We start from the raw sequence: 21370 nt of genomic DNA, 5'->3' as shown, positions 1-21370 counted from the left end.
GTGTCGCGGTGTCGCGGTGTCGCGGTGTCGCGGTGTCGCGGTGTCGCGGTGTCGCGGTGTCGCGGTGTCGCGGTGTCGCGGTGTCGCGGTGTCGCGGGCGCCCGGCCCGGGGCGCCGCGCGTGCCGGTTCAGGCCGCCGACGCGCAGATGATGCTCCGGCCCTGGTTAACCGGCCAGTACCAGAACCGCTCGCCGTTCACGGACGGACAGGTCCAGTTCTGGCCCGCCTCGGGGGCCCGGTAGAACCCGGTGATCCGCAGGATCGACTGGCCGGCCTCGGGGACGGCCGACGCGTCGCAGTCCCAGATCGCCGTCAGGTCGGCACTGGTGGCCCCTGTGACGTCAGCGGGGAAACACTGGCCCACCTGGTACACCCGGTCGAGGCAGAGCGTCCTTTCGACCCCGTCGTCACCGGACTTGCTCCACCAGGTGAAGCCCGCCCCGCTGTCGCAGGAACCGGAGCCGCCGGAAAGGGTACTGACTCCGTTGACGTGCATGTACGCGTTCGAGGCGCTGCAGCTCACCCGGATCGGGCGGTCCGCGCTCATGTCGTCGTGCCCGTCGTTGTACACGTTGAGACAGTCACCGGCGCTCACCGCTGCGAACGCCCGGTCGGTGGCATCCGGGGTGGGGGCCGGCGTGGGCGTGGAGGCGGGCGTCGGGGCGTCCGCGGTTTCGCTGCCGGGGCCGTTGGATCCGTCGGTGCTGCTGTCCGTGTCCGTGCCGGAGTCGTCCGAATGCGTATCGAGGCCGCTGCCGGACGACACGGCGCCGGAACTGCTGCCGGCGGACGAACTGCCGCTGCTGCCGGCTTCGTTGCCCGTGGTCCCCCAGGGCTGCCAGACGAACAGGGCGACGACTGCGGCCACGGCGATCAGCCGGCCCAGCCCCCAGGAGTTGCCCGAGGAACCGGAGCGCGGGGGTGCCGGGCGCGTGGTGCCCGGAGTGGGCGGGGCGGTGCCGGGGGAGGACGTCCGTGCCCGGGCGGCCCGACGGGACGCCTCGCGCTCGGCCCGCCGCAGGGCCTCCTGCTCGGCCTGTTCGCGCGTCGCGCGCTCGGCCTCCTGGCGCTGGTCGGCGAGCCGCTCGGTCTCCATGCGGGCTGCCTCGGCGCGCTCCCGGTCGGCGTGTTCCTGCTCGGCCTGTTCCGCCCGCTGCCGCTCCGCCAGTTCCGCGAGCGCCGCCAGGTCCGGCCGTGCCCGGTCGCGACGGGCACGGCCGCGGGCCGCGCGGGCCTGCCGCTCCGGCGGGTACACGAGCGTCGGGGGCGGGGGCGGCACCACGCGAGCGCGCTGGACGACGGTCGGGGCCGCCGGGCTCGCCTCCCCCGACCGGCTCTGCCGGCTCGCGCGGCGGTCGTTCGAGAGTTCCAGACCCTGGGTCGCGTACGCGCCGATCAGCGCCGTCCACCGCGGCGGCAGCCACCGGGCGCCGCCGCGGGACTCCGGCAGACCGGCCTGGGCCTCGCGGAAACGGGCCAGCAGCTCCGCCGGTTCGGGCCGCCGGTCCGGGGCGACGGACAGGCACGGCCGGATCGTCGCCACGAGCTCCTTCGGCAGCCCGCCGAGGTCGAGCTCGCCACGCTGGACGCGGGCCAGCAGCCGCAGGGTGTCCCCGTCCGTGCGGTAGGGCGGCCGGCCGGTGGCGAGCAGGAAGAGCGTCGCGCCCAGGGAGTAGACGTCGGACGCGGCGGTCGACTCCTCGCCGCGTGCCTGTTCGGGCGAGGTGAAGGCGAGCGTGCCGAGGGTGAGCCCGGTGAGTGTGAGGTCGCTGGCGTGCGAGATGCCGAAGTCGATGACCCGGGGGCCGTCCAGCGGAAGCAGCACGTTCTGCGGCTTCACGTCACGGTGGACGATGCCCACCCCGTGCAGGGTGACCAGGGCCTCCGCGGTCCCGGCGGCTATCCACCGTACCGCGGACGCCGGCAACACCCCGCAGTTCCGCACGAGTTCGGAGAGCGGCGGAGCGGCGATGTAGTCGATGGCCATCCATGGCCGCTCCGCGTCGGGGTCGGCGTCCCGGACCCGTGCCGTGTACGCGCCGGCGACGCGCTGCGCGACCGCCACCTCGCGCGCGAAGCGCCGACGGTCGGTGTCGCCGACGGCCCCCTCGGCCGGCAGCGTCTTCACGGCGACCAGGGCCCGCCCGCCGCGCTCGCCGCTGCGGGCCAGGTAGATCCGCCCCATGCCCCCGGACGCGAGTCGTCCGATCAGCCGGTACGGTCCGAGCGTCGCCGGATCGTCCCCACCAAGCGCCCGAACCCGCGCCCCGGCCATGTCGTTCCCCCTGTCGTTCCCTCCTGGCAACGGTGCCACGAGGCGGCCCGGACAGCCATGGGATGCGGCGGCTCCCGGGCACTCTGTTGCGGGTCCGATACAGGTCAGGGACCGTCGGACCCCGGACATGCAGCAGCGCCACCGGGGGAGCGGCGGCGCTGCTGGTCAGTGATGCCGGCCGGGTTCGACGGAACCCGGACCGTGCGGTGCTACGGCAGGGCGTGGACGTGCGGGCCGACCGCGTTCGACCAGGCGTTGCCGGACTTGGCGTCCCAGTTGGTCGACCAGGTCATCGCGCCGCGCAGGCCCGGGTAGGTCTTCGACGGCTTGAAGGTGCCGCAGCCGGTTCCCTTCGCGAGGCAGTCCAGGGCCGCGTTCACGACCGAGGGAGCGACGTAGCCGCTGCCCGCGCCACTGGTGGAGGCGGGGACACCGAGGCCGACCTGCGACGGGTCGAGGCCACCCTCCAGCTGGATGCACGCCAGCGCGGTGAGGAAGTCCACCGAGCCCTGCGAGTAGACCTTGCCGTCGCAGCCGAGCATCGAACCGCTGTTGTAGTACTGCATGTTGACGACGGTCAGGATGTCCTTGATGCCGAGCGCCGTCTTGAAGTACTCGCCCGAGGTGGACTGCATGTCGATGGTCTGCGGAGCCATCGTGATGACGAGGCCGGAACCCGCCTTCTGCGACAGCGAGCGCAGCGCCTTCGTCATGTACGTGGAGTTGAGGCCGTTCTCCAGGTCGATGTCGACGCCGTTGAAGCCGTACTCCTGGATGAGCGAGTAGAGCGAGTTGGCGAAGTTGGTGGCGGAGGCGTCGCTGTTGACCGAGACGGACCCCTTCTCACCGCCGACCGAGATGATGACGTTCTTGCCGGCTGCCTGCTTCGCCTTGATGTCGGCCTTGAACTGGTCGACGGTGTAGCCGTTCAGGCCCGCCGAGTCCAGGTTGAAGGTCACGGCACCGGGCGTGGTCGTGGCGTCGGCGAAGGAGACCGCGATGATGTCGTAGTTCGCGGGCACGTCGCTGAGCTTCTGCACGGTCGCGCCGTTGTTGAAGTTCTGCCAGTAGCCGGTGACCGCGTGCTTGGGCACGGACGTGCCCGGGTTCGGGTTGCCGGTGCCGGACGTGGCCGTACGGCCGCTGACGGTGGCGGACTTGACCGACTCACCGGCCGCGTTGGTGGCGGTCACCGCGAACTGGTACGCCGTGTCGGCGGCCAGTCCCGTGATCGTCGCCGAGGTCCCGGTGGAGGTGGTGGCCTTCGCGCCGTCCTTGTAGACGGTGTAGCCGGTCGCGCCGGACACCGAGTTCCAGGACAGGGCGAGGGACGAGGACGTGGCCGTGCCGACCGCGAGACCGGCGGGGGCCGCGGGGATCGTCGGGGCGGGGTCGGTGCCACCGCCTCCGTCGGGGCCGCTGACCGAGACGTCGTCGACGAGGTAGGCGGCCTGCCCGTACCAGCCGTGCGTGTACACGGTGACGGACGTGGTGCTGGGCCCGGTCGTGAAGCTCGTCGAGAGCTGGGTCCAGCTGCTGGAGCCGGGGGTCCAGGTCGACACGTCGGTGGTTCCGGTGCCGCCGGCGCCCAGGTAGGCGTAGCCGCCCTGGACCCAGGAGCTGAGCGCGTACGTCGAGTTGGGCTTCACCGCGACGGTCTGGGTGCACTTGGCGTTGTCCTGGCCGGCCGGGGTGGCCTTGAGCGCCGAGGTGCCGCCGTGCACGGGGGAGGAGACGGTGGCGCCGCTGCCGCCGGAACAGGTCCAGTTGGCGAGGCCGGACTCGAACCCGGCGTTCTTGGCGACGTTGACATCGGCCGCCTCGGCGCTGCTGACGAGACCGGTGAGGGTCAGCGCGCCCGCTGCGACGACGGCCATGGCGGAACCGAGGAGCGGGCGGTTGTGCCGTCGTCTGTGGCTGGTTGCGGGGGAACGTTCCACTTGCTGCCTCCGTGGGGGAGTCGGGGATGGCGGGGAACGGCACGGGGATGCCGGGGCCGGACACGGGGGTGCCGGGGTGTGGAGTCGAGGAACGGTGGCCACCGCTGGGCGATAAAACTGGTCCAGACCAATCAAGTTGTCAAGACCTCTGGCGTCGAACGGTCGCAACGCGCCCCCGTGGAGGGGCTGGTGGACGGAGGCGTGGGCAGGATTTCGCGCGGGCGCGAGGTTCCGGTTCGTCAGTTCCCGAGGGGGGTTGGGGGCGTCCCCTCGGGGGTCCCGGACGGCGAAGCCGCCGGTCGCGTCAATCTCGCCGATCGCTCTGGGCCCGGGGGACCCAATCCGGGCCCAGAGTTCACATTGGGCCCACCGGGAACACCGAGGGCTGTCGCGTGAATGCGCTCCCACGCCTCTGACGTGCATAAAGACTGATGAGGATCATGAATAACACACGTGGGGAATGGGTATTCGATTAAATGGTACGGACTTTAACAACTAGTCACTTGGGCTGATTTGTCACGCGAACGCCCCGTGAGGGGTCGTGGGCCCGTCCGTACTGGGTCCTGGAAGGTGTTCTCTACCTCGCATTACGTGGATAAAGTGCTGATGCGGGAGCGCCTGAGTGATGGAGCCCCTGACGTGAGCGATTGCGGCCGGCGGTACGCGGCGGCCGGAGCCGAACGGGGAACAGCGTGCCGACAGCAATAGCAGTGACAAGCGCTGATCTGGTGCTGTCCCCGGCCGATCAGCAGACGCCGACGGCGGTGGTCCTGCGTGCACCCGAGGACCAGTCGCTGGAACAGGCGGTGGGCGACATGCACCTCCTCCTGGAGCAGCACGGCTACGTCATCGCGGTCTATCCCGCCAGCATCAAGCCTGCCCATGAGCGGCGGATGCACGCGATTCGCGCGGTGATGGAGAGTGACCGCATTGCGCTGCTCAAGGTGGATCTGCCCCCCTTGGGGGTCGCCGTACTGGTGCGTCAATTGCGGCAGTTGTCCATCTGTGACTTCAGTGCCGGGGTCGTCGCCTCCGCGGCGAGGCTGCTCTCCCACTACATCCACTCCGGTGCGCTCCTGAACTCGGTCACCAAGCTCGACCGGGTGCCGGTCAGCCTGAAGACCCATGCGAAGTCCTGGGTCCCCGGGTCCCAGTTCGGCGTGCTGGCCAACCCGAGCCCCGAGCTGATCAAGATCGGCTCGGGAGAGCTCGCCGGACCCGAATTCGCCACCCATCTGCTGGTCGCGAAGGGGCAGTTGCAATCCGACTGGGTGACGACCACCCTCGCCCCGGCCTGGCAGGTGCAGGAGGTGCACGAAGCCCCGCTGCCCGCGGATTCGCCTTCCTGGTGGGGCACTTCGAAGATGGTCGAATTCGCCGCCTTTCTGCCCGATATTTCACTGATCTATCAGCTTGTTTCCTCGGTTCGCAGGGAGGTCTGTACCTGGTGCGGTAATGAACTCATCGGCGACCGCTGTGGTCTGTGCTCGGCCCCACTGAAACCACCGGAGAACCAAACACGGGGTTCCGGTGTCCTGAGCCAAGGAACACCGACGCACCACGGGTCGTGAGCCACCGCGACGGCGGTGCTCCCCTGCTGCACCCACAGCCCGGAGAACAGCGCACGGCACCCGCCCGTCCCTCACGGGCGACGCCACAGAGAGACCCGCGACGGCTCGATCCCGCTCCGCTTCCCAGTCCGCTCATCGGCCCACGTCTCCCAACGAGGTTGCTCCGCTCATGAACTCACGGCAACGCCGCGGCGTCATCCTTCTTCTCCTCTCGGTCCTCTGCGCCTTCGGTGCGTTCGCCGGTGTGCTCTCGGTGATCAGTGATGTGAACTCGAAGGTCGGTCCGGAGGTGACTGCCTACCAGGTGAAGTCGGACATAGCCCCCTACCGGCCCCTGGAACCCGGGCAGTTCGAGAAGGTCTCGATGCCGAAGCGGTGGCTGTCCAAGAACGCGGTCACTGATCTCTCGGTGCTGAGCGGAAAGATCGCCGTCACCAACCTCCGCAAGGGCTCCTTGCTCCAGGACGACATGATCGTCAAGCGTCCCAAGCTGGAGAACGGTCAGCAGGAGATCGCCATCATGATCGACGCCGCGACCGGCGTCGCCGGCAAGATCCGGCCGGGCAACCTCGTCAACATCTACGCGACCTTCGCGGGCCAGACCGACAAGGACAAGCCCACCTCACGCGTGATCGTCCCCAACGCCAAGGTGCTCGACGTCGGCCAGCTGACCTCGCTCGAACCCAAGGGCGACGACCGGGGCGGCCCCACCGAGGCGGTGCCGATCACCTTCGCCCTGGACACCACCGACGCGCAGCGCGTCGCCTACGCCGAGTCCTTCGCGGAGCACGTGCGGCTGGCCCTGCTGCCCGACGACAGCCCGACCACCCTCCGTCCCGGCGAGGGCAGTTACAACCTCGACGAAGACAAGAACAAGTGAGGACCGGATGAGCACTCGAATCCTCCCGGCTGTCGGCGACGCCGACGCTGCCCGATCCATCACCACGCTGCTCAGCCAGCTCCCCGATGCGGAGCCGGCCGCACCACTGGGTGACTCGACCACGCTGCTCGACACACTGGCCCGGCTCGCCGCCGAGTCACTCGACGAGCTGCCCGAGGTCGTGCTGGTGCACGAGCGGATCGGTCCGGTTCCGGCACTTGAGCTGATCCGGGAGGTGGCCCTGCGCTTTCCGGCGGTCGGGGTCGTGCTCGTCACCGCGGACATGAGCCCCGGGCTCTACTCGGCAGCCATGGACTCCGGCGCCCGCGGCCTGGTCGGCCTGCCCCTCTCGTACGAGGAGCTGGCCCAGCGCGTCCAGGCCGCCGCCGGCTGGTCCGTCGGAGTCCGCCGCCACCTCAGCGCCGGTGCCGAGATGTTCACCGGCCCCGGCGGCACGGTCGTCACGGTCAGCGGCGCGAAGGGCGGCGTCGGCGCGACGGTCGTAGCCGTGCAGCTGGCCCTCGCCTCGGCGGCGTCGGGCCACACGGTCGCCCTCGCCGACCTGGATCTCCAGTCCGGGGACGTGGCGTCCTATCTGGATGTGCAGTTCCGCCGGTCGATCGTCGACCTCTCCACCATCCAGGACATCTCGCCGCGCGTCCTCCAGGACGCCCTGTACAGCCACGACAGCGGGCTGGCCCTGATGCTGGCACCGAGCGAGGGTGAGCGGGGCGAAGAGGTCAGCGACCGGGTCGTACGCCAGACCGTCAGTGCCCTGCGGCACCGCTTCGAGGTCGTCATCATCGACTGCGGTACGCACATGAACTCGGCGAACGCCGCGGCCATCGAGATGGCGGACCGGACCCTGCTGGTCACCACCCCGGACGTGATCACCGTCCGGGCGGCCAAACGCATGGTCCGGCTCTGGGACCGCCTCCAGGTCCGCAAGGCCGAGGAGACGGTCACGGTCGTCAACCGCTACACGCGTAACACGGAGATCCAGCCACCACTGATCGAGAAGATCACGGCCACGAAGGTGGCACGGGTCGTGGTCCCCGCGAACTTCAAGGAACTCCATGCGGTGATCGACGCAGGCCGCTTGCAGGACCTGGAGGCCAAATCCACGGTGAAGCAGGCGCTGTGGGGGCTTGCGGCAGATCTCGGACTGGTGAAGAACTCCGAGAACGCCGACAAGCAGGGCAAGTTCAAGGGCGACCGCGGTTCGTTGGGCGGCCGGCGGGGACGTACGAAGTGAGCGGCGGCGGGTCGGTTGCGTCGGCCGGTTACATCGGTGAAGTGATCTGTGCAGCGAGCGGTGAAGTGTTCAGCGAAGCGATTAATGAAGCGATGAGACCGAGGAGGACCGTTGAATCATGAATCTTCTACGAACGGGCCGGCCACCGGCGGGGCCGGGCAGCGCGAGGGCTGAGATATCCGGCTCCGTCTCCGGCGGACGGCGCCGGCGCACGCGGAGCGACCGCGGGCAGACGGCCATCGAGTTCGTCGGCACGCTGCCGTTGATCCTGGTGACGCTGGCGGTGATGTGGCAGGCCGGACTGGTCTGTTACACGTGGGTGCTCGCGGGCAACGCGGCGGACAAGGGCGTCAGGGCGGCCGCGGTCGCGGAATCCAGCCCGGAGAGCGCCTGCCGGCAGGCCGTACGCGAGGACGTGCCCGACGCCTGGGACACCACCGCCCTGCGCTGCGGCGGCGGATTCGGTGACCTGGTCACCGCGAAGGTACGCGTCAAGGTGCCCCTCATCTTTCCTGGGGTGTTCAACGTGCCGTGGTACGCGACGGGCGACGCCAAGGCCAAGAGGGAGAAGGGCGGGTGGGGGTGGTGAGGCACACATGGGCGAGGAACCCAGGCACCGGACGCACGACCGCCTCCCGCTCGGACAGCCGACGGGGCCAGGCCGCCATCGAGTACGTGGGTGTCCTCACCCTCCTGCTCGTCATATCGCTGGCCGTGGTTCAGCTCGGCATCGCGGTATACGCGGCCCAGCAGGCCGGCACGGCCGCACGGGCGGGGGCGCGAGTGGGCTCGGACAAGTACCAGTTCGGGCGCGCACAGTCGGTAGCGCTGGATTCGCTGAGCGACTGGCTGGCCGACGGCGCCACAGCCGTCCCATCCGGTGGTGCGAACGACGTGACCGTACGGGTGAAGGTGCGCATCCCCTCTCTCCTGCCGATGTTCAAATTCGGATCCGTCACGAAGAAGGCCACCATGCCGCGCGACTGATCCAGCACTGCCGTAACACACAAGGGAGTTGAGGGCATGAGCCTGCGGGCGCGCATTACCAGTCCCGAGCCGGCGAACGGGCTGAGCGAAGAGAGTCGGCTGGTCCAGGTCTACCGCGCCAAGCTCCTGGAGGAGATCGACCTCGCCGAGATGTCCGCCCTCGCGGCGGCCGAGCGCAGGGCGCGGCTCGAACGCGTCCTGGGCCACATCATCAGCCGCGAGGGCCCCGTGCTCTCCTCCATGGAGCGCTCGCAGCTCATCCGCCGGGTCGTCGACGAGTCCCTCGGGCTCGGCATCCTGGAACCGCTGCTCGAAGACGCCTCCATCAGCGAGATCATGGTGAACGGACACGACCAGGTGTACGTGGAGCGGCGGGGGCGCCTGGAGCTGCTCCCGATGCGCTTCTCCTCCAACGAACAGCTGATGCAGACCATCGAACGCATCGTCTCCACGGTCAACCGCCGTGTCGACGAGGCGAATCCGATGGTCGACGCGCGACTCCCCTCGGGTGAGCGTGTCAACGTGATCATCCCGCCGCTCTCCCTCAGGGGCCCGATCCTCACCATCCGACGGTTCCCCAAGGCGTTCACGCTCCAGGAGATGATCGGGCTCGGCTCGCTCGACGAGCACATGCTGATGCTGCTCGCCGGACTGGTCCGCGCCAAGTTCAACGTCATCGTCTCCGGGGCCACCGGTACCGGCAAGACGACCCTGCTCAACGCGCTGTCCGGGCTGATCCCGAACGGCGAGCGCATCGTCACGATCGAGGACTCCGCCGAGCTCCAGCTCCAGCAGTCCCACGTGATCACGCTGGAGAGCCGCCCCTCCAACGTGGAGGGCAAGGGCCAGATCACCATTCGCGACCTGGTCCGCAACTCCCTGCGTATGCGCCCCGACCGCATCATCGTCGGTGAGGTCCGTGGTGGCGAGACGCTCGACATGCTCCAGGCGATGTCCACCGGTCACGACGGTTCGCTCGCCACCGTCCACGCCAACAACGCCGAGGACGCGCTGATGCGGCTTCAGACGCTGAGCTCCATGTCCGAGGTCGAGATCCCCTTCGTCGCGATCCATGACCAGATCAACAGCGCCGTCGACGTGATCGTGCAGCTGACTCGTCACGCCGACGGTTCCCGCCGGATCACCGAGATCGCGATCGTGGACTCGCACGGACGCGAGGACTACCGCATCGTCTCGGTCTGCCGTTTCCATGCCCAGCCGATGGCCGCGGACGGCCGCATCTACGGAAAGTTCGAGTACTACCCGCTGCCCCGCCGGGTGGCCGATCGCCTCTTCATGTCGAGTGAGGCAGCCCCGGCGGCCTTCGGTGTCGCCGAGACGGAGGAAGAGCTGCGCATGCGCAAATCAGCAGCCTGATTCCACTCTCGCGCCCCGCTACGTCCCCAGCCCGCCGCTCACCCAGAAGGCCTCGTCCGAAATGGATAATCTTCCGCTCCTGACGATCGGCGTCACACTCCTCGCCGGTCTGTTCGCCGTCATAGGCGCGCACATCTTCTCCTCGGGCAGAGCTCAGCAGCAGATTCTGGCCGACCGGATGTCCCAGACGGGCCAGCTCACGATCGGCGGCCGCAACCGTCGCTTCCGAGGCGTGGACCGGCGCCTGCGCAAAACGAATCTGGGGAAGCGGATCGAGCGGAAGATCGCGGCGACGGGCCTGGACCTCACGCCCGGCGAGTACTTCGTCTACGTCGTGGCGGCGCTGCTCGGCCTCTACTTCGTGGTCGGTTCGATCTTCGCGCCGTTCTTCGGACTCATCGCCGCGCTCATCGGCCTGTGGGGAGGGAACGCCTTCCTCAACTACCAGCGGGCCAAGCGCACCGAGGCGTTCATCAACCAGCTCCCCGAGCTGACCCGCGTCCTCGCCAATGCCACCCAGGCCGGTCTCGCACTCCGGACGGCCATCAGCATGGCGGTGGACGAACTCGACGAGCCGGCGCACGAGGAGCTCCGCCGGGTGGCCGACCGACTGGCCGTGGGGCACTCGCTCGACGACGCGATGAACGAGCTCGTCGAGCGGCTGCCGTCGCGCGAACTGACCGTGCTGGTCTCCACGCTCATCCTTTCCAACCGGGCGGGCGGCACGATCGTCTCCTCGCTGCGCAACCTCACGGGGACGCTGGAGGAGCGCAAGGAGACCCGGCGAGAAGTCACCACCCTCCTGTCCCAGGTCAAGGTGACCGCGGTCGCCGTCCCGATCCTCGGAATGGGCTTCCTGCTCATCATCAACAGCATGCGGGCGGGCGCGCTGGACGACATGACCGCCGCCACTCCCGGCCGGATCGCAGTCCTTGTTGCCGCAGGCCTCTACGCCCTCGGGTTCTTCCTCATCAGCCGACTCACTCGCGTCCGTATATGACGGCCGGAATCAACAAGGAGAGGACATCATGGATCTTCTGATCGCGGCCGTCTTCGGACTGGGCGTGTACGGAGCCTTCCACGGAATCCGCATGTACCGCGCCGAAGCCAAGCTCCCCGGTGACATGGAGCTCGCGCTGGAGATCGGCGCGAGCCGCACCACGGCCGCCGGTGGCCTGGCCGACCGCATGGGCATGCGCTACGCACCCCGAGTGCTGTCGATGATGGGTCCCAAGCGCGTCGACAAGGTGCGGCGCAAGCTGGACATGGCCGGAAACCCCGGGGGCATGACGGTCGACCGTTACGCGGCGCGGCGGGCCTTCTACGGCGGACTCGGGACGATCGCGGCCCTGGCCATGCTCATGAACGGCCAACTCATCCTGGCCATCCTCCTGTTCGTCTACGGCCTCTTCTGGACGGACGTGATCATCAGGTCCGCCATCTCGCGTCGCAAGGACGACATCGACCGGACGCTCCCGGACTTCCTCGACGTCCTCGCGGTCGTCGTCTCGGCCGGACTCGGGTTCCGGCAGGCACTGGAGCGGGTCGCGGAGAAGTACCAGGGGCCGTGGGCCGACGAACTCCGCATCACTCTCCGGCAGATGGACATGGGCGTCAGTCGACGCGAGGCCTTCGACCAGCTCCGCAAGCGGAACGAGTCCGAGCAGGTGTCGATGTTCGTCTCGGCCCTCCAGCAGGGCGAGGAGCTGGGTGCGCCGATCGTGGACACCTTGATCCAGATCGCCAACGACATGCGCCGGACCGACTCCCAGAACGCCCGCCGGAAGGCCTCGAAGGCCGTCCCCAAGGCCACGCTGATCGTCACCAGCTTCATGTTGCCCGGGACGATGATCCTGATCGTCGTCGGCTTCTACTACGCGTCTCAAGTCAACATCGGGGACGTTTTCGGCGGTTGATGCGCTCAGACGCGAGGAAGCGATCCGCACCGACGAGGAGGTGAGAGGACCAGATGGGCCCACGAACGACCGGTCCCGCCCTGACAGGCGGCCCCGACGCGCAGGCGCCGGAAAGTGCGCCCGGGCATGTTCCCTCCCTGCCCATCCAGCTGAACGCGCTGCAGGCGCTCTGTCGTCAGCTGTTCGGATTTCGCCTTGCGATGACCTTGCTGGCTACGCCCTTCGCGCTGGACGGCGTGCACGACGAGCTCGGCAGCTGGCTGGTGGGCGCGGCGGTACTGGTCACCGTCATGGTGTCCTACGTCCTGATGCGCGACTGGGAGCGCTTCGGGCCGATTCTCCTCAGGCATCCCGCACTGCTTGCCGCGGACATGCTCTTCGGCGCACTCCTGCTGTTCGCGGCGAGTCCCGGCTCGACGCTCTCCTACGTGACCGTCTGCACCCCGCTCCTTGCCGGGCTGGTCTACAGCTGGCGGGGCGGGGCGATCTTCGCCGCTCTTCAGGCGTTGCTGCTTGCCGGCGCCTACGGAGTCAGCCAGGAGGCCGAGGCGGACGCCTCGGCGCTTCTCGTGGTGGGGCTCTGCATCATGGCGGGAGCGGTCGGCAGCACGCTGCGCAGCCTCCTCCTGGGGTTCGGTGCAGCCTCCCAGGCGCTGACGGAGACCCGTGCGCGCCTCGCGGTCAGCGGCGCGGTCGAGAAGGAGCGTGCCCGCCTCGCCCGCGAGATGCACGACTCCGTCGCCAAGACCCTGCACGGTCTGGCCATGGCGGCCGACGGCCTGGCCAGCACCGCCGACCGGATGGACCCGCTGACCGTCAAGCACCAGGCGGAACTCGTCGCACGCGCGGCCCGCCGGGCTGCAGCGGAGTCCCGGGAACTCCTCTCCGACCTGCGCCGGGAGTCGGGCCTCGACGGCGGCGTGGACGTGGTGGGCGAGCTGGCAGCGCGCACCGCGGACTTCGATCGCCGCCACAGCATCAAGGCAGTCTTCCGCCGGCTCGGCGAGAGCCCCGTGCCGCCGATTCCGCACGCCGTGGCCCGCCAGGCCCTCACCATCGCGACCGAGGCCATGGAGAACGCCCAGCGCCATGCCCGTCCCAACTATGTGGAGGTCTCCGCCGGGCTGGTCCGCGACGTCGTGCGCATCAGCGTGTACGACGACGGCGAGGGCCTGCCCCGGGGTACGTCCCTGGCAGATCTGCGCAGGGCCGGGCACTTCGGCCTGGTCGGCATGGTCGAGCGCGCCGCCTCCATCGGCGCACGCATCCGGATCGGCAGGGGCATGGCGGAACGGGGTACCGAGGTCCGCCTCGACCTGTCGCTTGCCGCCATGAACCTGGCGCCACCCGCGTCTCCCACCGCTCCCGGGTACCCGCCGTTGCTCACGCAGGTACCCGGCCAACCCGCCCGGCCCAACAACTGAATCGGCACCACCGCTACTGAGTAACCCCCCACAGTCCCCCATCTTTGAGAGAGGAGGCCCGCACCATGTCGGACGAGATCTCCCGCAGCTCCGGAGAGCAGTGGACGCAGCAACCGCATGTCTCGCAGCACACGTCCCCGCATCCCAGCCCGCTCAGTTCGCCCCCTACAGGCGGTGTCCCCACATCCGATTCTCCCGGCGGATTCCCGGCCTTCCCCAGCCCCGAAGCGATGCCTGCGGCACGGCCGCTCAGAGTGGTCGTCGCCGACGACAATCCGGTCGTACGGGCCGGTCTGACCGTTCTCCTGCACGGACGCGACGACATCGACGTGGTCGCGGAGGCGGGTGACGGCCGTCAGGCGTACGAGATGGCGGTGCAGCACCGCCCGGACGTCGTGCTGCTGGACGTACGCATGCCCGGCGTCGACGGCATCTCGGCCCTGCCCCACCTGGTGCGGCTGGCCCCGGTGCTGATGATGACGTACAGCCGGGAGAGCGAGATCGTCCACGAGGCGCTGCGCCTGGGGGCCGGGGGCTATCTGGTGCACGGTGAGTTCACGGCGGACCAGCTGGTGGCTGCCGTCCGCGACACCAAGGAGGGCCGGGCCCACTTCACGTACTCGGCCAGCAGCGCGCTGCTGGAGTCGGTGCGAGGCGGCGGGGGAGGCCTGGGCGGGGCCGGCCGGCCCTTGCCCGAAGGCCTGGGCACGGCGTTCACCGGCCCCGGCTACCGTCCCATCGCCCCACCGGGGCAAGTGTCTGCACCCGCACATGACACACGCGGGCAATGGGGACCTGGTGGAGGAGTGAATCACCAGGTCGGGGGCGCTAGCCAGGAGTTGAGCGAGCACCGATTCCCACAAAAGGCTTCGCTTCCGCAATCATCTGTGGGACATTCATCCTCGGGGCTGCCTGTTGCGGCACCCCAGGGAGTACGGGCCGAGCTGAGCGAACGGGAGGTGGAAGTGATGGACCTGATCGCGTCGGGCATGACCAATCAGCAAATCGCGGCCACCTGTTTCATCAGCCAGAAGACCGTCAAGAACCACATCAACCGCATCTTCGCGAAGTTGAATGCCGGCAGCCGGGGCGAGGCCATCGCCGTCTGGCACCGCATGTCTTCCGGGGGGTCGACGAGGCATGGCTGAGCACTCGGTGAACCCGAAGACCCAACTGGCGAAGTGGGCCCGGAGTTGGGCCCGCAGGCCCATGCGGGTGGGTGTTGCCCCGACGTACGTTTCTCCTGTCGAAAGCGAGACCGGCCGGGAGGAAGCCGGAAGCGCGAACGACACGAAGACACACGTAGCAGTGTCGGCCGATTCCCGGTCGGCCGAACTCGGAGGGGAACACCATGTCGAACATCACCCTGAAGGCCGCCGCCACCACGCAGACCTACATCAACGGCTGGAAGAACACCGCCGTGGATGCCATGAAGCGTCGCAGCGACAAGGGTCAGGGCGCGATCGAGTACGTCGGCATCACGATCCTCGTGGTCGCGATCGTCGTGGCGCTGCTGCAGACGAACCTCGGTTCGACCATCGGTGCGAAGTTCACCGAGAAGATCAACTCGGTTCTCAACGGGTGATCCGTCGAATGAAGTCCGAGGCAGGGCAGGCCGCGCCGCTGTACATCACAGCGGTGACCGGCCTGCTCTTCCTTGCGTTGGTCTTCTTTGCGTTCGGTGAAGCCGATGTCAAGCGCAACGGGGCACAGACTGCGGCGGATGCCACGGCGTTGGCGGCGGCCAAGGACTCCCGGAAGTTCCTCAAGCTGGACCTGATGGCCCACGTCATGGACAGGAGCTTCTACGCCGAGGTGTTCAACTCCCCCTACGTCGGGATGGACGGCTGTGCCATGGCACGCACGTTCGGTGCGAGGAACGACGCCACCGACATCGATTGCCAGCCTGTGAGCGGTATGCGCTGGGGCTTCGAGGTCGAGCTGAAGTCGCGAAAGAAAATGAGCGCGAACCTCGTTCCGGGTACTGAGGGGAAGCAGGCGGAGGCAGAGGCTGTCGCCGTCCTCGACAATCGGGGTTGCACGTTCGTCCCGAACCCGATCCCTACGTCGCCGTCCATTGGCACGGTCGGCTGTCTCAGCGGGCTGGTGTGGGTGGTCAGCCCCCAGAGTCTGGCCGTCATGCCTGATATGACTCTGCTTTTCGACGTTCGCCTGGCCGAAGACTGACCTCGATCAAACGCAAAGGAACTGGACCGATGAGCTATCCGCACGTGAGGACCACGCGCCGTGCCGGGGGAGTTGCTGTGCTGGCAGCTGTCCTGGCGCTCTCGATGACCGCCTGCGGCAGTGATGACGGGAACAAGCCGAAGGACGCAGCGTCCCAGGCCTCTACCTCGCCGTCCAAGTCCGACGAGGGCAAAGGCGACGGGGAAACCGTCCCGGACACGAGCACCGTTCTGGTGACATCCAAGAACGATGACGGCATCGAGATGGCCATCAACTCGGCCAAGCGTGACAGCGGCGGGTTCCTCACGGTCACCGGACAGCTCAAGAACAATTCGGGCAAGAGCTACACCATCCCGATCGGCTGGAACGGCAAAGAGGTAGCCGTTGCACTCAAGGACCGCTCCTTGGCGGACATGACCCTGGTCGACTCGGTGGGGAAGAAGCGCTACTACGTCCTGAGGGACACGGACAACCGGCCACTGACGACCACTGGCTTCAACGCGTTCCTCGACGCGGGGAAGACCATCACGTTCTTCGCTCAGTTCCCGTCCCCTCCGGACACCACCAGCAGCGTCAGCCTCCTGTTCCACGGGTTCGCCCCGGCGCCGATTGAGATCTCCTGATGAGCGGCACCCTCACCACCCGCCGTCGGGTGTCCGGCCAGATGGCGAGCACGGTTCTTGCCGGTGTGCTCGCGTTCGGATCCATGGGTGTATCGCAGGCCTTCGCGGACGACAGCCCGTATCCCTCGGCGTCTGCGGAACCGTCCGTAAAGATCGATGCGAACGACACGGATCTGAAGCTCCCCGACGGGGCCACCCTCGCGCCGGCCAAGATCCTCGACATCAAGTCGGTCATCGAGGACATGGGCGGCGAGGAGCGCCGCGAGGACACCAACTCGGACATCAAGTTCGCGCTCCAGGCCGAGGTCCTCTTCGGCAAGGACAGCGCGAAGCTGAGCTCCGCGGCCAACGGCCGTATCAACGCCATTGCCGCTGAGATCAAGAAGCAGGACGCCAAGAAGGTCCGGGTGTTCGGCTTCACCGACAACCTGGGCTCCTCCGCCCACGGTGACGTGCTCTCCAAGCAGCGTGCGGAGGCAGTGCACAACGTCCTGGACAAGGCCCTGACCGGCACCGGTATCTCGTACGAGATCCGGGGCTACGGCGAGCAGTACCCGATCGCCGACAACTCGTCGGAAGACGGCCGCAAGAAGAACCGCCGCGTTGAGGTCTCCTTCGCGCGCGCGGAAGGTTCAAAGAGCTGACCAGCACTTCCGCTTCGTGACCTCGCGGCCGATGCCGTATGCACCTCGCATACGGCATCGGCCGCGAGGCTTTGCGGGTCGGGCCGTAGGGCCGCAGGCGGCGTAGGGCAGTCGGGCGTCGGGTGATGTGTGCTCCGCCTGTCAGTGGTGATCGTCATCATGGAGCCATGGCAAACAACATTGGCGTTGTCTGGCGGCTCCACCGCGGCGACCAGGAGATTGCCCGGCTGACCGTGACCGGCGCGGACATGCCCTGGACGCACGCCGACGTCGAGACCCTTCCGGGCTTCGAGGAGTTCCGCCCGGTCTTCCGTGAGCAGGAGCGAGCTGCCGAGGAGGAGGACTGGGAACGCCTCGACGGCTGCCACGAGGAGATCCGCAGCGCGCTCACCATGACGTTCCCCGACGGCAGCCCGGTTGCCGAGTTCATGCTGCACATCCACGAGGACGGCACCGCCGGCTGGCGCTGGCACGACGAACCGTTCGACGAGATGAACCCATGACTCCGTGGAGGCCTTGATCCCTTGCCGGGTAATGTCCGCTTGTTCGGATCGAGCCCCGGGGGATGGGGCCGTGAGAGGGAGGGCGAGCGTGAGCGGCACGGAGCAGGCCGGCGGCACCTGGAAGCTGAGCGAGGACGAGGGCGGAGTGCTCGCGGGCCGATGGTGGAAGTGGGCGCTGTCCGCCCCGGATGACATCAGCCCTGTCAGGGACGAGACGGGGGAGCACGCCGCATGGCGTCAGCCGAGTGACCTCTGGTTCCTCGCCGGTACGTACGGTGGCCGCGTGGTGCGGCGTTGCGCCATCCCGTCCGGAAAGCCGCTGTTCTTCCCTGTCCTCAACATGCAGCACGACAGGTCGCACTCGAAGGTTCCCAAGTCACTGGACGTGGTCGAGGCCTCGGCCTTCCTCAACGGTCTTCCGCTGCCTCTGCAGGAATTCTCGGCACCGTTCCGGACGGGGCTGATCCGACGTTTCGCCTGGGGGGTCTGGGGAGGCATCGGGCCGCTGGCACCCGGACAGTACGTACTGGAGATCAAGGGCAGGTCCACGAACGGCTTCTGGGTCGACACCTCGTACCACCTGGACGTGAAGGACCTCTGATCCGACGCCATGCGCCCGGCGCCGCGACCCGCTGCGGAGCGGGGCGGTGCCGGGCGCACCGCTGTTACAGCAGGTGGTCCGCCTTGCCCGCCTTGATGTCGCGGATCATCTGCTGGAGCGACTCGCGGCTGTCGGTGAGGTAGTGGTCCTCGGCGCCGGCGACGGCGATGTAGCTGTTGCCCTCGTCGTCCGTACCGAAGCGGTAGCAGCTGGCACCTTCGCCGCAGAATGGCTCTTCCCATGTGGCGTCCTGCATGGTGACTCCCCTCAGAGGTGGCGTGCGATGCCATGAATGAAGTCCCGAGACCTGCCCTCCGGCAGTGCGATGCGCTCCATCCAGTCGAGGTGCGCACGATACTTGCTCAACTGTGCTTCCTCGTAAAGGAATTCAGGACCATGCGTGCTGTCCACCTGGACGGTGTCGAGCTGAGGAACCGGCCCTTCCGCGTAATTGACCGTCTGCCCCGCGCCTGGGAACGCGCCTGCTTCGAAGGGGATGACGCGCAGCGTGATGCGGGGGCGCTCGGAAGCGGTCAGCAGGTGCTCGAGCTGCGCGCGAGCCACCTTGCGCCCGCCGAACTGCATACGGAGGGCGGCTTCATGGATGACGCCCACGTACCCGGGCGAGGCCGCACCTTCCAGTACCTTCTGCCGCTCCACGCGATGAGCCAGCCGCAGGGCCGCTTCGTGTTCCGGGAGGGCGGGGACGACCACGCGGAAGACGGCCAATGCGTGATCGCTCGTCTGGAGGATGCCGGGGATGTGGACGGAGTGCGCGGTGCGCATCCGGATTGCTCCGGCCTCCAGCTCCGAGATGTCCAGCAATCCGGCAGGCAGTGAGTCCCGGTACCTCTCCCACCAGCCCCGCTCCGTCGTTCTGGTCATCCGGGCCAGGGCCGCGACAAGCGCCTGATCCTGGCAGTCACATGCGCCGGCGAGCGCGAGCAGGCGTTCCTCGCTGATGGCCCTGATGCCCTGCTCGATGTTGGAGAGCCGGGAGCGGTCGACTCGGAGAATGCCGGCGGCAGCCTGGGCGGACACTCCGGCGGTCAGGCGCATCCTCCGGAGTTCGCGCCCCAGGCGCTTCTGGCGTTCGGTCGGCGCGATTCGCGATGCCATACCAGTCCTTCCGTGTCCTTCGCCGTGAAGTCTGCCGTGCCGCAGCCTTCTTGAGCCACGCAAGGGGCACATTTCCAGGACGAGGTGGCCAATATGACCCGTCGTACACTACATTCAGTAACGCACCGCTCACGCAACGCCGAGCAAGAAGTGCATCGCACGGCCCTGCCCGCAACCTCCTTCCCTGGGAGGGGCGGGTCCGTGTCAGGGAGACAGGCCACTGTTCGTCGTCCGAAACGCGAGAGCCATCCGTGCGCACCCACGAGGAAGAGAGACACCGCCAACTCGCCACCCGTAACGGGGAGTCAGCCATGCACTCATCTCCACTCGCCGCACTCTGCCCGGCCGTCGCCGAGACGTGGATGGCCTTCCCGGACGCGTACGCGCACTCCGCACAGCCCCACCCGCCTCAGCCCTGCCTCCGCCCGAAAGGCCGCCCAGCGCAACCCGCCCCCGGGCTCGCCCTGAGCTTCACCCTCCCCGGTGACATCCGCAGCGCCCGCATCGCCCGTACGGCGACCGCCGCCGCCCTGGAGGCGCACGGGCTCGCCCCGTACGTCTGGCCGGTGACGCACGCGGTCACCGAACTCGTCTCGGTCACCGCGCGGATGAGCCCCGGCCGCGAGCTCTACGTATCGCTGCGCCTCGGCCGGACAAGGGTGCCGGTTACGCAGAGGGGTGGCATTCCCGGCGTGCTGCCCCTTGGGCATGGGCCGGTTCCCGTTCTTGTACGGCCGGCAGGGCGATCGTAGGCTGATTCGGCCGAGGTTCCGGGCAGGCTGAATCCGAGGGGGAATCTTGCTCAAGCTGGATGCGCCGAGGCGTGGTTTCGAGGCACGTGTGATCTCCGATCACGACTACCCCGAGTCGGAGTTCGGGCATTCCGGCCCGGGGTGGAGCTGGATGTGGGTGTCGACCCCTTTCAACTCGCAGCACGTGCGCGGTCAGTTCACTGACCGGGTCTTCAAGAGGTGCCGTACGTCGCACAGGGACATGGAATCCTTCGTCCGCGAGAATCTCGGTGACAGCCACCGGCACTGGTCCACCGCGGCAGCCGCCGTGCTTCGGAGCACCACCGCGCAGGAGTTCGTCCTGGTCTGCTCCAGCGACTGGGCGATCGCCTCGTACGAGGTCCGCTCGGGCAGGAGCGCGGAAGCGGGGACGGCCTTCTACAACGGGTGGGCCGGAGCGATGAACGTGGATCCGCGACGCGCGTTCGCGGTGATGGGCTCGCAGGAGCCGGTGCTCATGCCTTGGGCCTGACCGGCCACCGCGACCTGCTGCGGTGCCGAGGCTGCGCCTGGGTGACCTCCGGTCACCGAACTGCGGAGGCGGCCGCACGGACCGGTCCTCCCGGCGGCCGGGCCGGGCTCGCGGGGAAGGGGCTTTCCGTCGTCAGACTCGCCAGTCGGCGCAGTACTGGACGTGCAGGAGGGCCGGCACGTTCCGGCGCGTCCACGGCTGCGTCCACGGGCCGGCCCTGAGCTCGGCGCAGCAGTGACCGGCCTTCGGGCGGCGGTGCGAGTGCGAGGGGGCCTCCTCGACGAGTTCACGCAGGGCCGTGCCGTGTTCGCGGAACGCGGTGGCGCTGCCCACGACGAAAAGGGTGCGCGCGGCGATGTCGAAACGGAGGTGGTCCCGGTGCGCGGGGTGTTGTCGTTGCTGATGGTCGACGGCGCTCTCGTCGGGGAAGTCGTCGTCCGGAGTTGCCGCGACCTGCGGTGTGCCGGGGCCGAGCCGTGCCCGTACCTCCTTCCATGATCCCGTCGGGAACTGGAGGCTGTGATGAAGCAGCACCAGGTCCAGCGGGGCCGGAACGCCGTCGCTCGCGACTCCGTCCGGGGCCGCGTTGGCCCGGATCGGCAGGTGAACCAGTGACCGGGCGGACCGGGCGGCCAGGGACCACAGGGCGACGAGTTGTTCGGAGCCCTTGCGGTCGGCGTGCAGCGACAGCCAATGGCCCTCGTCGCGCAGCGCCAGCCGGGCCGGGGGCGGGGCGGGCCGGATCACCCGGATCTCGTTGCCGCCCAGCCTGACCTTGTGTATGCGCACCCGCTGTTCCACATG

23 protein-coding genes are annotated in these 21370 nt (G+C 68.4%); 18 read left to right on the top strand and 5 right to left on the bottom strand.

Going from position 1 to position 21370, the window contains the following annotated elements:
- Positions 1-128: 128 nt before the first annotated feature.
- On the bottom strand, positions 129-2276 hold the full coding sequence (locus ABT025_RS03205; RefSeq protein WP_350989231.1) for a serine/threonine-protein kinase: 2148 nt from the start codon (positions 2274-2276) through the stop codon (positions 129-131).
- A gap of 209 nt (positions 2277-2485) precedes the next feature.
- Positions 2486-4153: a chitinase gene (locus tag ABT025_RS03200; RefSeq protein WP_502971882.1), complete on the bottom strand. Its 1668-nt coding sequence runs from the start codon at positions 4151-4153 to the stop codon at positions 2486-2488.
- Positions 4154-4926: 773 nt separating this feature from the next.
- Between ABT025_RS03200 and ABT025_RS03195 the strand changes: the two genes are divergently transcribed.
- The 16 genes from ABT025_RS03195 (at position 4927) to ABT025_RS03120 (ending at position 18184) form a co-directional block, all read left to right on the top strand.
- Positions 4927-5787, top strand: a complete 861-nt coding sequence (locus ABT025_RS03195) for a hypothetical protein (RefSeq protein ID WP_350989227.1) — start codon at positions 4927-4929, stop codon at positions 5785-5787.
- 169 nt (positions 5788-5956) lie between these two features.
- Positions 5957-6667 carry a Flp pilus assembly protein CpaB gene (cpaB, locus tag ABT025_RS03190; RefSeq protein WP_350989225.1) on the top strand — a complete coding sequence of 237 codons (711 nt, stop codon included), beginning with the start codon at positions 5957-5959 and terminating at the stop codon, positions 6665-6667.
- Positions 6668-6674: 7 nt separating this feature from the next.
- Positions 6675-7922, top strand: a complete 1248-nt coding sequence (locus tag ABT025_RS03185) for a CpaE/TadZ family protein (RefSeq protein ID WP_350989224.1) — start codon at positions 6675-6677, stop codon at positions 7920-7922.
- Positions 7923-8040: 118 nt separating this feature from the next.
- Positions 8041-8511 (top strand): TadE family protein, encoded by a 471-nt coding sequence (locus tag ABT025_RS03180; RefSeq protein ID WP_350989222.1) that lies wholly within the window; start codon positions 8041-8043, stop codon positions 8509-8511.
- The gene (locus ABT025_RS03175; protein WP_350989220.1) at positions 8505-8909 is read left to right on the top strand and encodes a TadE family protein; all 405 of its coding nucleotides are present in this window, start codon (positions 8505-8507) and stop codon (positions 8907-8909) included. Before ABT025_RS03180 ends, ABT025_RS03175 begins: the two co-directional genes overlap by 7 nt.
- Before the next feature lie 36 nt (positions 8910-8945).
- Positions 8946-10286 carry a TadA family conjugal transfer-associated ATPase gene (locus ABT025_RS03170; protein WP_350989218.1) on the top strand — a complete coding sequence of 447 codons (1341 nt, stop codon included), beginning with the start codon at positions 8946-8948 and terminating at the stop codon, positions 10284-10286.
- 61 nt (positions 10287-10347) lie between these two features.
- A complete protein-coding gene (locus ABT025_RS03165; protein WP_350989216.1) occupies positions 10348-11286 on the top strand; it encodes a type II secretion system F family protein in 939 nt (312 codons plus the stop codon).
- A 28-nt stretch (positions 11287-11314) separates the two neighbouring features.
- Positions 11315-12202 (top strand): DUF5936 domain-containing protein, encoded by an 888-nt coding sequence (locus ABT025_RS03160; RefSeq protein ID WP_350989214.1) that lies wholly within the window; start codon positions 11315-11317, stop codon positions 12200-12202.
- A gap of 53 nt (positions 12203-12255) precedes the next feature.
- Entirely contained in the window at positions 12256-13626 is a 1371-nt protein-coding gene (locus tag ABT025_RS03155) for a sensor histidine kinase (RefSeq protein ID WP_350989212.1), read from the top strand.
- A 65-nt stretch (positions 13627-13691) separates the two neighbouring features.
- Complete coding sequence (locus tag ABT025_RS03150; protein ID WP_350989210.1) at positions 13692-14774, top strand: response regulator; 1083 nt, start codon at positions 13692-13694, stop codon at positions 14772-14774.
- A gap of 203 nt (positions 14775-14977) precedes the next feature.
- Positions 14978-15211, top strand: coding sequence for a hypothetical protein (locus ABT025_RS03145; protein ID WP_350989208.1), 234 nt, complete (start codon positions 14978-14980; stop codon positions 15209-15211).
- Positions 15212-15219: 8 nt separating this feature from the next.
- A complete protein-coding gene (locus ABT025_RS03140; protein WP_350989206.1) occupies positions 15220-15813 on the top strand; it encodes a pilus assembly protein TadG-related protein in 594 nt (197 codons plus the stop codon).
- A gap of 77 nt (positions 15814-15890) precedes the next feature.
- On the top strand, positions 15891-16436 hold the full coding sequence (locus tag ABT025_RS03135) for a hypothetical protein (protein ID WP_350989204.1): 546 nt from the start codon (positions 15891-15893) through the stop codon (positions 16434-16436).
- Positions 16436-17080, top strand: coding sequence for an OmpA family protein (locus tag ABT025_RS03130; RefSeq protein ID WP_502971880.1), 645 nt, complete (start codon positions 16436-16438; stop codon positions 17078-17080). The genes ABT025_RS03135 and ABT025_RS03130 overlap by 1 nt, the downstream gene beginning before the upstream one ends.
- Positions 17081-17247: 167 nt before the next feature.
- A complete protein-coding gene (locus tag ABT025_RS03125; RefSeq protein ID WP_350989202.1) occupies positions 17248-17583 on the top strand; it encodes a hypothetical protein in 336 nt (111 codons plus the stop codon).
- 88 nt (positions 17584-17671) lie between these two features.
- Positions 17672-18184 (top strand): hypothetical protein, encoded by a 513-nt coding sequence (locus tag ABT025_RS03120; RefSeq protein ID WP_350989200.1) that lies wholly within the window; start codon positions 17672-17674, stop codon positions 18182-18184.
- A gap of 64 nt (positions 18185-18248) precedes the next feature.
- On the opposite strand, the gene ABT025_RS03115 is transcribed toward ABT025_RS03120, so the two are convergent.
- Together ABT025_RS03115 and ABT025_RS03110 are read right to left on the bottom strand one after the other, a co-directional pair.
- On the bottom strand, positions 18249-18440 hold the full coding sequence (locus tag ABT025_RS03115) for a hypothetical protein (RefSeq protein WP_350989198.1): 192 nt from the start codon (positions 18438-18440) through the stop codon (positions 18249-18251).
- 11 nt (positions 18441-18451) lie between these two features.
- Positions 18452-19303: a helix-turn-helix domain-containing protein gene (locus ABT025_RS03110; protein ID WP_350989196.1), complete on the bottom strand. Its 852-nt coding sequence runs from the start codon at positions 19301-19303 to the stop codon at positions 18452-18454.
- A 311-nt stretch (positions 19304-19614) separates the two neighbouring features.
- Here ABT025_RS03110 and ABT025_RS03105 point away from each other — a divergent pair, with 311 nt between their 5' ends.
- Both ABT025_RS03105 and ABT025_RS03100 read left to right on the top strand, forming a co-directional pair.
- Complete coding sequence (locus tag ABT025_RS03105; protein WP_350989194.1) at positions 19615-20055, top strand: hypothetical protein; 441 nt, start codon at positions 19615-19617, stop codon at positions 20053-20055.
- A 241-nt stretch (positions 20056-20296) separates the two neighbouring features.
- Positions 20297-20566, top strand: a complete 270-nt coding sequence (locus ABT025_RS03100) for a hypothetical protein (RefSeq protein WP_350989192.1) — start codon at positions 20297-20299, stop codon at positions 20564-20566.
- Positions 20567-20698: 132 nt separating this feature from the next.
- Here ABT025_RS03100 and ABT025_RS03095 read toward each other — a convergent pair whose 3' ends face one another.
- Entirely contained in the window at positions 20699-21355 is a 657-nt protein-coding gene (locus tag ABT025_RS03095) for a hypothetical protein (protein ID WP_350989190.1), read from the bottom strand.
- Positions 21356-21370: the final 15 nt, after the last annotated feature.

The sequence above is a fragment of the Streptomyces sp. NPDC002809 genome, assembly GCF_040295435.1.
Lineage (GTDB): Bacteria > Actinomycetota > Actinomycetes > Streptomycetales > Streptomycetaceae > Streptomyces.
This window is presented reverse-complemented; position numbering and strand designations above follow the sequence as displayed.

What these genes read in the sequence shown, in the direction of transcription:
- ABT025_RS03110 (WP_350989196.1), bottom strand. Translation starts at nt 19,303, where the DNA reads ATGGCATCGCGAATCGCGCCGACCGAACGCCAGAAGCGCCTGGGGCGC.
- ABT025_RS03205 (WP_350989231.1), bottom strand. Translation starts at nt 2,276, where the DNA reads ATGGCCGGGGCGCGGGTTCGGGCGCTTGGTGGGGACGATCCGGCGACG.
- cpaB (WP_350989225.1), top strand. Translation starts at nt 5,957, where the DNA reads ATGAACTCACGGCAACGCCGCGGCGTCATCCTTCTTCTCCTCTCGGTC.
- ABT025_RS03185 (WP_350989224.1), top strand. Translation starts at nt 6,675, where the DNA reads ATGAGCACTCGAATCCTCCCGGCTGTCGGCGACGCCGACGCTGCCCGA.
- ABT025_RS03180 (WP_350989222.1), top strand. Translation starts at nt 8,041, where the DNA reads ATGAATCTTCTACGAACGGGCCGGCCACCGGCGGGGCCGGGCAGCGCG.
- ABT025_RS03145 (WP_350989208.1), top strand. Translation starts at nt 14,978, where the DNA reads ATGTCGAACATCACCCTGAAGGCCGCCGCCACCACGCAGACCTACATC.
- ABT025_RS03155 (WP_350989212.1), top strand. Translation starts at nt 12,256, where the DNA reads ATGGGCCCACGAACGACCGGTCCCGCCCTGACAGGCGGCCCCGACGCG.
- ABT025_RS03170 (WP_350989218.1), top strand. Translation starts at nt 8,946, where the DNA reads ATGAGCCTGCGGGCGCGCATTACCAGTCCCGAGCCGGCGAACGGGCTG.
- ABT025_RS03105 (WP_350989194.1), top strand. Translation starts at nt 19,615, where the DNA reads ATGCACTCATCTCCACTCGCCGCACTCTGCCCGGCCGTCGCCGAGACG.
- ABT025_RS03140 (WP_350989206.1), top strand. Translation starts at nt 15,220, where the DNA reads ATGAAGTCCGAGGCAGGGCAGGCCGCGCCGCTGTACATCACAGCGGTG.
- ABT025_RS03130 (WP_502971880.1), top strand. Translation starts at nt 16,436, where the DNA reads ATGAGCGGCACCCTCACCACCCGCCGTCGGGTGTCCGGCCAGATGGCG.
- ABT025_RS03165 (WP_350989216.1), top strand. Translation starts at nt 10,348, where the DNA reads ATGGATAATCTTCCGCTCCTGACGATCGGCGTCACACTCCTCGCCGGT.
- ABT025_RS03150 (WP_350989210.1), top strand. Translation starts at nt 13,692, where the DNA reads ATGTCGGACGAGATCTCCCGCAGCTCCGGAGAGCAGTGGACGCAGCAA.
- ABT025_RS03200 (WP_502971882.1), bottom strand. Translation starts at nt 4,153, where the DNA reads ATGGCCGTCGTCGCAGCGGGCGCGCTGACCCTCACCGGTCTCGTCAGC.
- ABT025_RS03100 (WP_350989192.1), top strand. Translation starts at nt 20,297, where the DNA reads ATGGAATCCTTCGTCCGCGAGAATCTCGGTGACAGCCACCGGCACTGG.
- ABT025_RS03125 (WP_350989202.1), top strand. Translation starts at nt 17,248, where the DNA reads ATGGCAAACAACATTGGCGTTGTCTGGCGGCTCCACCGCGGCGACCAG.
- ABT025_RS03160 (WP_350989214.1), top strand. Translation starts at nt 11,315, where the DNA reads ATGGATCTTCTGATCGCGGCCGTCTTCGGACTGGGCGTGTACGGAGCC.
- ABT025_RS03115 (WP_350989198.1), bottom strand. Translation starts at nt 18,440, where the DNA reads ATGCAGGACGCCACATGGGAAGAGCCATTCTGCGGCGAAGGTGCCAGC.